At 72.1% G+C, this 3,146-nt stretch carries 3 protein-coding genes and 1 tRNA gene; 1 reads left to right on the forward strand and 3 read right to left on the reverse strand.

Annotated elements, in window-relative coordinates; all coding sequences use genetic code 11:
- Positions 1-9: 9 nt before the first annotated feature.
- Positions 10-321 (reverse strand): hypothetical protein, encoded by a 312-nt coding sequence (locus LE548_RS28925; protein ID WP_225099896.1) that lies wholly within the window; start codon positions 319-321, stop codon positions 10-12.
- A 357-nt stretch (positions 322-678) separates the two neighbouring features.
- On the opposite strand from LE548_RS28925, the gene LE548_RS28930 reads away from it, so the two are divergent.
- A complete protein-coding gene (locus LE548_RS28930; RefSeq protein ID WP_225099897.1) occupies positions 679-1,575 on the forward strand; it encodes a bifunctional DNA primase/polymerase in 897 nt (298 codons plus the stop codon).
- Positions 1,576-1,603: 28 nt separating this feature from the next.
- On the opposite strand, the gene LE548_RS28935 is transcribed toward LE548_RS28930, so the two are convergent.
- Together LE548_RS28935 and LE548_RS28940 are read right to left on the reverse strand one after the other, a co-directional pair.
- A tRNA-Ser gene (locus LE548_RS28935) sits at positions 1,604-1,688 on the reverse strand.
- Positions 1,689-1,805: 117 nt separating this feature from the next.
- The coding region (locus LE548_RS28940) for a S1C family serine protease (RefSeq protein ID WP_225099898.1) at positions 1,806-3,146 on the reverse strand (1,341 nt) is incomplete at its 5' end.

Consider the following 3,146-nt stretch of genomic DNA (forward strand, 5'->3'; position numbering starts at 1 on the left):
GCCCCGGGCTCACCACAGCTCGGTGAAGTGGATGGCCAGGTTCCCGTTGCCCTGCTGGACGGCGGTGCCCCAGGAGTCGTTGACCTGGGAGGTGTTGCTCTGGTTCGTGGCGCCGCTGCCGACGGCGTTCTGCTGCGTGGTGGACGAGTTCCCGTAGTTGTTGCCACCGACACCGCTGCCGACGACGCTGGCCACGCCGGCGTTCGATCCGTTGCCCGCGATCGCACCGTTGTCCGCGGCGGCGACCCCGCCGAACAGTGCGGCTGCGAGCGGGAGAGCGGCGACGGCGGCGACAACGCGGGCGGTACGGATGCTTGCCATCTTGTTCCTCCAGAAGCCGGCCCGAGGGCCGGAAGTACGTGAACTGCGGCTTTTGTCAAGGCAGTTGGCCGACCGCCTCGACTTCGTGTACGACGTCGCGCATCAAGAGTTGCCCACCGAATCCCCGGCGAACCAGCCCGGAAGCCCCGATTCGCACGCAAGCGTGATGACAAGTCGATAAACCTTTATCGCCGCCTTTTGTAACCTCTCCGCTCAGGAGACGCGAAGAGGGACTTTCACCCCTCAAGCGACACAAGAGGTGAATCGTTCCGCCGGACATCCACCCCTGCTCCACCACCCCCGGCGCACCGAACACGCCCCCTTCCCTTTTTCGAACGTGCGTACGAACATGGATCCATGGCCACCACCGACCGGCAGGCCACGACGCTGGCCCTCGCACACGCGCTGTCAGCCGCCGAACGCGGCCTGGCCGTCATCCCCCTGTCCCGGACGAAGCTCCCGGCCCTGCGCTCCCCCCACCGCGACGACCCCGATCCGGCCGGACCGCGCTGCCACGGCGCCTGCGGCCGCTTCGGCCACGGCGTGTACGACGCCTCGACCGACCCCGTCCGCATCCGCGAACTGTTCGCCGCGGCGCCCTGGGCCACCGGCTACGGCATCGCCTGCGGGCTGCCCCCGTACCACCTGATCGGCGTCGACCTGGACACCAAGTGCGGCACGGACTCCTCGGCCGCCCTGCGCGAACTGGCCCTGCGCCATCTGTTCACCATCCCGGAGACGGTCGTCGTCCGGACCCCGAGCGGCGGCCGTCATCTCTGGCTCACCGGCCCGCCGGACGTCGTCGTACCGAACTCGGCCGGCCGCCTCGCCCCCGGCATCGACATCCGGGGCGCCGGCGGCTACCTCGTGGGCCCCGGCTCCCGCACCGACCACGGCGTCTACACGGCGGCCCCCGGCACCGCCCACCTCGCCCCGGCCCCCTGCCCGCCGTCCCTCCTGCGCCTCCTGCTGCCCCCGCCCCGCACCGCGCGCCCGGCCCCGGCCGCCGCCGGCGACCACGGCCACGGCCTGGTCCAGTTCGTTCTCTCCGCCCACGAGGGCCAGCGCAACACCCGCCTGTTCTGGGCGGCCTGCCGCGCCTACGAGAACGGCCTCGGCCCCACTCTGGCCGACCCCCTGACCGAGGCGGCCCGCACCACCGGCCTGACCGAACACGAGGCCCGCGCGACGATCGCCTCGGCGGCCCGCATGACGGGCCACTGCCCATCGCAACGCGGCAGGGGCGCCCCCTGAACGGGAGACGCCCCTTGGCCAACTGCTGCGGTGGGTGTGGGATTTGAACCCACGGTGACTCGCGCCACGACGGTTTTCAAGACCGTTCCCTTAGGCCGCTCGGGCAACCCACCTCGTCCCCGTCCACCAGGGACGGAGCGGGTACAGCGTACCGGGATCGGACGTTCGGCGGGTGGTGTGGGCCGGGTCCGGGGGATCGGGATACGCGCGCGTGCTGTGACTCGGAGGTGTCAGCTGTCGCCCACGCGGGAGCCCAGGGTCAGGTCCGTGGTGTGTTCCTGGCCGCCCCGCTTGTAGGTGATCGTCACCTTGTCGCCGGGCTTGTGGGTCCAGATCTCGCCGATCAGGGTCGGGCCGCTGTCGATCACCATGTCGTCGAGCTTGGTGATCACGTCGCCGGGCTTGAGGCCCGCCTTGTCGGCCGGACCGCCCGACTCGACGGCGGCGGAGCCGGCCGCGCCCTGGTCGGTGATCTTCGCGCCGTCGCCGGATTCCTCCAGCGAGACGGAGGCACCGATCTTGGCGTACACCGGCTTGCCGGTCCGGATCAGCTGCTGGGCGACGTACTTGGCCTGGTCGATCGGGATGGCGAAGCCCAGGCCGATCGAGCCGGACTGCCCGGAGCCGCCGAAACCGCCGCCGCTGTTGGTCGACTGGATCGCGGAGTTGATGCCGATGACCGCGCCGGAGGCGTCCAGCAGCGGGCCGCCGGAGTTGCCCGGGTTGATCGGCGCGTCGGTCTGCAGGGCGCTCATGTACGACGCCTTGCTGGTGGAACTGCCGTCGCTGGAGGCCACCGGGCGGTTCTTGGCGCTGATGATGCCGGTCGTCACCGTGTTGGACAGGCCGAAGGGGGCACCGATGGCGATCGTCTCGTCGCCGACGGCCACCTTGTCGGAGTCGCCGAGCGGCAGGGGCTTGAGGTCCGACGGCGGGTTCTTGAGCTTGACGACGGCCACGTCGTAGCCCTGGGCGTGGCCGATGACCTCGGCGTCGTACTTCCGGCCGTTGGGGAACGTCGCGGTCAGCTTGCCGCCGTTCAGGGCGTCGGCCACCACGTGGTTGTTGGTGATGATGTGGCCCTGGGTGTCGAAGACGAAGCCGGTGCCCGTGCCGCCGTCGCCGTTGGTGCCCTGGGCCTCGATGGTGACCGTGCTGGGCAGCGACTTGGCGGCCACGCTGGCGATCGTGCCGGGCGCGCGCTTGACCTGGGTGGCGCCGCTGTCGGAGGAGGAGACGGTGGTGGAGCCGCTGTCGTCGTGGTTCTTGGCCAGGGTGTAGCCGATGCCGCCGCCGATGCCGCCCGCGACCAGTGCGGCCACCAGCACCGCGGCGACCAGACCGCCGCGCCCGCGGGGCTTGGGGGCGGGCTGCTGGTACGACGCTCCCCAGACGGGGCCGCCGGGGCCACCGGGTCCGCTCGGGCCGGCCGGGCCGCCGTAACCGCCCGCGCCGCTCTCGCCGTAGGGCGCCCCGTCGCCGTAGGGCGCGCCCGCGCCGTGGGGCGGGCCGACCGGCTGCGGGGGCGGCCAGGAGCCGTCGGGGGCCGGGCCGGAGGGGTGGGCCGGGCC

It is taken from the genome of Streptomyces sp. CoH27 (assembly GCF_020181035.1).
Taxonomy (GTDB): domain Bacteria; phylum Actinomycetota; class Actinomycetes; order Streptomycetales; family Streptomycetaceae; genus Streptomyces; species Streptomyces camelliae.

Bases quoted from the DNA above. Each gene is read 5' to 3' on its own strand.
- LE548_RS28925 (WP_225099896.1), bottom strand. From the start codon at position 321: ATGGCAAGCATCCGTACCGCCCGCGTTGTCGCCGCCGTCGCCGCTCTC.
- LE548_RS28930 (WP_225099897.1), top strand. From the start codon at position 679: ATGGCCACCACCGACCGGCAGGCCACGACGCTGGCCCTCGCACACGCG.